The 6338-nt window shown below is 50.5% G+C and carries 4 protein-coding genes and 1 pseudogene; all 5 read right to left on the bottom strand.

Annotated elements, in window-relative coordinates:
• Positions 1-253 (bottom strand): annotated as a pseudogene (locus ACEW8P_RS08960) (hypothetical protein); the annotation flags it as partial.
• Positions 254-405: 152 nt separating this feature from the next.
• Positions 406-1542 carry an ATP-binding protein gene (locus tag ACEW8P_RS08955; RefSeq protein WP_373512744.1) on the bottom strand — a complete coding sequence of 379 codons (1137 nt, stop codon included), beginning with the start codon at positions 1540-1542 and terminating at the stop codon, positions 406-408.
• Positions 1543-1669: 127 nt separating this feature from the next.
• Positions 1670-4141, bottom strand: a complete 2472-nt coding sequence (locus ACEW8P_RS08950; RefSeq protein ID WP_373512743.1) for a bifunctional UDP-N-acetylmuramoyl-tripeptide:D-alanyl-D-alanine ligase/alanine racemase — start codon at positions 4139-4141, stop codon at positions 1670-1672.
• A 42-nt stretch (positions 4142-4183) separates the two neighbouring features.
• A complete protein-coding gene (gene corA, locus ACEW8P_RS08945) occupies positions 4184-5275 on the bottom strand; it encodes a magnesium/cobalt transporter CorA (RefSeq protein WP_373512742.1) in 1092 nt (363 codons plus the stop codon).
• A gap of 54 nt (positions 5276-5329) precedes the next feature.
• Complete coding sequence (locus ACEW8P_RS08940) at positions 5330-6175, bottom strand: universal stress protein (RefSeq protein ID WP_373512741.1); 846 nt, start codon at positions 6173-6175, stop codon at positions 5330-5332.
• Positions 6176-6338: the final 163 nt, after the last annotated feature.

Below are 6338 nucleotides of genomic sequence, written 5' to 3'. Positions count from 1 at the left end.
GCACCACGTCGGTATCAAAGACTTCAATTTTGTCTTTAGGAAACTCAAAATAAATGCGAAAATCGTTGGCGGTCGTGAAAGTACCCTTTACGTCAAAGACAGTGCCGAGAGTCTGGGGGCCAGCTACGCCTTGCGCGCCTTGTGGTCCCTGCGGACCGGGAGGGCCGTCGAAGCCCGGAGGGCCAGCGGGGCCTTTGCAACTCAAAACGAAAACGGTAGCCAATAGCGAGAGGGACATGAGGGTCTTTTTCATAGCTTAGATAATTTTGAAGGTGGTTGACTAAGAGATTTGGGACTTGTAGATAAAAACTATACAACTTGTAAACTGCTCCCATGACAATTTATTGCCAGTACGACCCCTACATGGGGAGCTAGTTTAAATTTTAAGGCTAACAATTCCGTGCCTTACTGAATGAACGGCAAGTAATTTTCCCGATGAATTACCTCGAAACTGGCTTGAGGATACCCTTCGGCGAATGCTTTGGGAATTTTTGCCGTTTGCGACGACCACTTGAATTCAAAGGCCGATAGCTGACCGTTTTGATACTCGACCCAGTCGATTTCCTGCTGGTCGTAGGTGCGCCAGAAATAGTAATCGGGAGTCGTTACTGTGGTGAAAGCGTATTTTTTCAGCCGTTCGGCAATGAGGTAATTTTCCCATAAGGCACCCATATCGTCGCGGAGTGGCAGCGGACGGAAATCGTTAATTAACGCATTACGAATGCCGTTATCGAAGAAGTACCAGCGGCTATTCTTGGTGATTTCTTTCCGCAAATTGCGACTGTACCCGCCGACTCTGAACACCACAAATACCTTGGTAAGCAAATCCAGGTACTTCTCCACCGTGTTTTTACTCATCTGCAGCTGTTTGCCCAATTCTTCCAGCGATACCTCTTTCCCCATTTGGTAGGCAATCAGGCGCAGTAGATCATAGACCTTAGCCGCGTTCCGAATGCCATCGAAAGCTAGAATATCTTTGAGCAAGAAGGCATTGACCAGCATCTTGAGATATTGTTCCTGCGCTTCACGGGTTTTGATTGAGAATAGTTCGGGATAACTGCCCAGTACCATGCGGTCGGGCAATTGTTGCCGGATTTTGAGTAAATTTTGGGTAGGGGAGAGTTCCAACTGCGCCACCGGATACAGGGTATGGTAGTAAGCTCTGCCCGTAAGCGGTTCTCCAGCTTGGTTGGCCAAGTCGAAGGCCGACGAACCCGTGGCGATGATCCGCAGACCGGGTACCTGATCCACCATCAGTTTTAGGACTTTGCCAATTTCAGGGATAGCCTGCGCCTCGTCGATCATTAACAGTTCGGCTCCTTCCAGCAGCCGTTTGTAGTTAGCGATGCTTCGCTCGGCCAAAAGGATGTGTGTGTCCGCGTCTTCTCCTTCCAGGCGTAGAATTTTATAAGGTGAATCTTCCGCCAGTCTGTCCAGCAAATAGGTTTTTCCCGTTCGCCGACTACCAAAGATGACATTGACTTTGTTCGGTAAGAGCAACGCCTCGACACTTTCCTGAATCCTTCGCTTAATTTTCATTATTTCTAAATTCCGTCAACGTAATGACGCAAATTAGCTAAATTCCGTCATTACGTTGACGGAATTTAGCTTTTAGCAATAAAAAGGGACTTGCAGAATCAGAACGATAACTCTGCTTCGTGCCTAAAAATCACTCCTTAAAAAAGACCCGCTTCACTCGCTCACTCACGCCCGTCAAAATTTCGTAGGGAATCGTACCCGCGCGTTGCGCCAAGTCGGTAATTGGAATTTCTTTCCCAAAAACAATGACTTCATCGCCTTCCTCTGCGGTAGCTTCGGTGAGGTCGATCATGGTCATATCCATGCATATATTCCCGACAGTAGGGCAGAGGGTGCCGTTGACACAGACATGACCAGCGCCGTTGCCGAGTCCGCGGTCGTAGCCATCAGCGTAGCCCAAGCCTAGAGTACCGATTACGGTGTTGCGGGCAAGTTGGCCCCGGCGACCGTAACCGACGGTTTCTCCTGTCTTCAAGTGTTTGATTTGGGAAATAGTTGTTTTCAGGGTACCTACAGTTTGTAGAAAACGCTGTTCCTGGCCAGTGGATTCCAGGCCGTACAGGCCGACGCCCAGCCGTACCATGTCCAGTTTATATTCGGGAAAGCGGACGATTCCGGCGGAGTTGAGGATATGCTTGATAACAGGATAGCCCAGCGTGGCTTCTAATCGTGCGGCTCCGGCATTGAAATGCTCATACTGTTGCCGAGAAAACGGATTCAGGTCGCCTTCGTCCGCGCCCACCAAATGACTGAACACGCTGCGAACACTCAATTGCGGATTATTGGATAATTTCTCATCCAGCCAGTCATAGTCACTTTCTTCAAAACCAAGGCGATGCATTCCCGTATCGAGCTTAATGTGGACACTGGGAAGCGTAATATCTTTTTCCTGACCAGCTGCGAAACTTATCCACTCGTCCAGAATCCTTCGACTGTAGAGTTCGGGTTCGAGTCCGTATTTGAGCAGACTGTCGAACGTACTACGGTCGGGATTCATGACCATGATGGGTAGATTAATGCCGCTTTGGCGTAAGGCCACCCCCTCGTCGGCGTAGGCCACGGCCAGGTAGTCCACGCGATGAAATTGCAGGAGGTTGGCCACTTCCACGCTGCCGCTTCCGTAGGCGAAAGCTTTGACCATTACCATGATTTTGGTACTCGTACCGACTTTGTTACGGTAATAATTTAGGTTGTGAGTAAGGGCGTCCAAGTTGATTTCCAGCACCGTACCGTGGACTTTCTGCTGAAGTATATTTACAATTTTTTCAAATTGAAACGGCCGTGCTCCTTTAACCAAAACTACGCTGTCGGCCAGGATCGTCAGCTGAAATTCTTGCAGGAAAGCCTCAGTGTTGTCGTAAAAGTACTTTTCAGAAGGCTCAAAAAGTTCGGCTTGTTGTGTGATTTCGGAACCGATGCCCACCAGTACATCTATTTTCTTTTCAAGAAGGAGTTGGTTGATCGTGGCGTACAAATCCATAGTAGACTGGCCGCTTTGCAGCACATCAGAAAGAATGACCGCTCGGCGGTTTCGGCCTTCCTGTTGGCCGAGGAAATTGAGAGCAATGGCCAATCCCTGAAAGTCATTGTTGTAGGTATCATCAATGACGTAGGAATGATAAATTCCTTCTTTCAATTGCAACCGCATCGAAACGGGCTGCAGGCTGTGGATACGCGCTTGAATCACCTCGGGTTTCAGCCCGAAATCCAGCAGAAAAACCAGACAGTGCGTCAGATTTTCGAGTGCCGCTTCATTACGGAAATGGGTTTCAAAGGTGTGGTCGCCAAATAATCCTAAGAGAGATATTTTCGAAGTTTTTTCTAAAAGAGAGTACTTTACAAATATGCTCGCAGCTTCCGAAGTACCCCAATCGAGGAGGCGCAGCTTCGGATTCACATGCCGCAAAATATGCTGGACTTCCTGATCGATTTCTCGGTGGTCGTGGCAGTAAATTAATTTTTCGGCACGGGTAAATAGCCGAAGTTTCTCAGTAATTTTTTGCTTGCGGCTGCGGAAGCCCTCGTCGTGGGCCGAGCCGATGTTGGTAAAAATACCGACCGTAGGCCGTACAATGCGTTCGAGCCGCTCCATCTCGTGGGGGCGCGAGAGTCCCGCCTCGAACAGAGCGACGGTATGTGATTCATTCAGGTTCCAGACCGACAGCGGTACGCCAATCTGCGAGTTGTAGCTCTTCGGGCTGGCTACCACGCGCTCCGAGGGAGCGAGCAACTGCGTGAGCCATTCCTTGACGATGGTCTTGCCGTTGCTGCCTGTGATGCCAACCACCGGTAGATCGAACTGCGCTCGGTGCCGGGCGACGATGTTTTGCAATGCCTGCAAACTATCTGCAACTACCCATACCGTCGTATCCGTCCAGGATTCGAGTGTGGCTTTCAGGGCTGGTGTCAGGGCCGATTTTTCCATCACAAATTCCCGCACGCCCTTTTGGTAAACATCTATTAAAAAACGATGACCATCGTGCCGCTCGCCGCGCAGGGCGAAGAAAATACTGCGAGCCGCGAAACTCATTTGGCGACTGTCGGTGAGCAGGTACTGGGCCTGGGTAGTGATGTCGGAAGGTTGGACGTCGAGAAGACTCATGCAAGCAGTGTCAGGGTTAAGGCAATGAGAAAAAAGTGAGGATCAAAGCCACTTTTTCCAGCGAAAGTAAATAAGCATCCCGACGGTCACTAAGCCCATGACCGCCCAAGTGGCGTAGTAGCCATTTTTAGTGTGGAGTTCGGGGATGTTGTCGAAATTCATTCCATAAACCCCCGCGATAAATGTGATGGGCATAAAGATGGCCGAGAAGATGGTGAGCGTCTTCATTACCTGGTTCATGCGGTTGCTGATGGTCGAAAGGTGGACATCGACCAGACTGGCCAGCAGTTCGCGGTAAGCGTCGAGGCTTTCTATGATCTGCATCACGTTGCCGTTCACGTCGCGGAGGTAAGCATGAACCCGTTTAGAAACCAACGGGTCGTCGGGCTGCACGAGTTGCGCTACCATATCGCGCAGTGGCCAAATTAAGCGGCGGGCGAAGGTCAATTCGCGTTTGGCGGAGTAAAGTTCGGAGAGCGATTGCGACTGATAGCCTGAAATTACCTGATCTTCCAGCTTGTCCAACTGTTCGCCAAAGTTTCCCAATACCAGAAAATAATTATCCACGATAACGTCGATAAGTGCGTACAGCAGGTAGTCAGGCCCGCTACGGCGGGTTTTACCGACCGAAGCTTTCAAGCGGTCGATGACGGGCGCAAATACGTCGCCCGACTGTTCTTCCTGGAAAGAAATCAAGTAGTTTTTCCCTAGGACGAATGAGATGTGCTCAGCCCACAACTCGTCTGGGGCATTCTCATAGAAGTGAAGCATTTTGAGGGTGACGAACAGGTGGCCGTCGTCGTAGGTTTCGATCATGGGTTTTTGATCGGTGTTCATAACGTCTTCCAGCAGGAGCGGGTGCAGTTGGTACATTTTACCGATCTGTCCGATCACTTCCGGCTCGTGGATACCCGTCACGTTAAGCCAGGTCACGTAGGGTTGGTCGGTCGGCGCCTCCTTGGGAAGGCAAACTTCGAGGTTGGAATCGATTTCCTCGTGGTAGAACGAGGCATTGTACTCGATACGCTTAATCTGCGTCTTGATATCGACCGACTTACCGACGTACGTCAGCGTGCCGGGCGAGGTGAGGAGGTTTTTGCGCTGCTTGCGGTGGGTTCGGATGCGAGTGGCCATAACGGTTGGGTTTGCCGGGTCAGGACGTTTCCTGACCCGGCAAAGGTACCAAACCTATTCGCTATCCTCAATATGATAGACCAGCAGCGGAATATGCGTGTGCAGAATCATTTTCTTGGTCAGACTGGGATTGGTGATAAGCGCCTCTATAAAACCCCGCTTGCGGGTTGACATCACCAGTAGATCAGCCTCAATCTCGTCGCAGTAGTCCTCAATGCCTTGCAAGACTGCCCCTGAATCTCTCAGAACGAAAGCCTGTCGCGGCACACCGAACTCGCCCATGATTTGATCGGTATATTGGTCGTCCGACTGCACATTGGGCTGTGCAGGAGAATTGATTTTGAGAAAAGTGACTCGGCCTGCCATCCGCTCAAAAACGGGCAGCGCCCGGCGAAGTATGTCGTTTTCGTCGTACTCTAACTGTGTAGCGTACACGATCTCTTTAAACTTAGTCGGAGAAGCTTTTGGCGGCACGATCAGTACAGGACAGTTTGCCTCTAGACCAATATCGGTGGCTGAACTACCGATCAGGCTGTCCAGGAAGCCGCCTTCCCCGCTTCGGCCCATTACGACCAAGTCGGGTCGATGGTCAGCGATTGCCTCCTTAACGGCTGGCTCGATGCCGCCGACCGACCACAATCCCTGTACCCGGAAACCCTCGCCCTCTAGGGTAGTAACCTGATCATTAAGACGTTTTTTAAAGCTTTTTTCAATTTCGGGTGACAGAGGAATCATGCCTGCTGCCCCAGGAACTGTCATGTCGGGCATATCGGGAGCATAGGGCTGATAAGCATGCAGCAGCAGCAGCTCGGTTTCAGCTTTGTCGGCTAGTAGTTTGGCGGCGGCCAAGGGGCGATCGGAATGTTCCGAAAGGTCGATGGGGACGAGGATTTTTTTCATAAGATCAGAAGGTTGGTTTTATCGACACAATTTAGCAAAATTGTACAGGAGGTGCTATTACCAAATTGTTAACTAGGAATGATCTGATCCACAATCACTCGGCACTAACCCGCCAGATGGTACCACTATCGTCATCGGCTACCAGCATTGAGCCATCGGCCAA

Origin of the sequence: Persicitalea sp. (genome assembly GCF_041751555.1) — a bacterium.
Lineage (GTDB): Bacteria > Bacteroidota > Bacteroidia > Cytophagales > Spirosomataceae > Persicitalea.
Note: the sequence above shows the minus strand (reverse complement) of the source record. Positions and strands in the feature narration are given on the sequence as shown.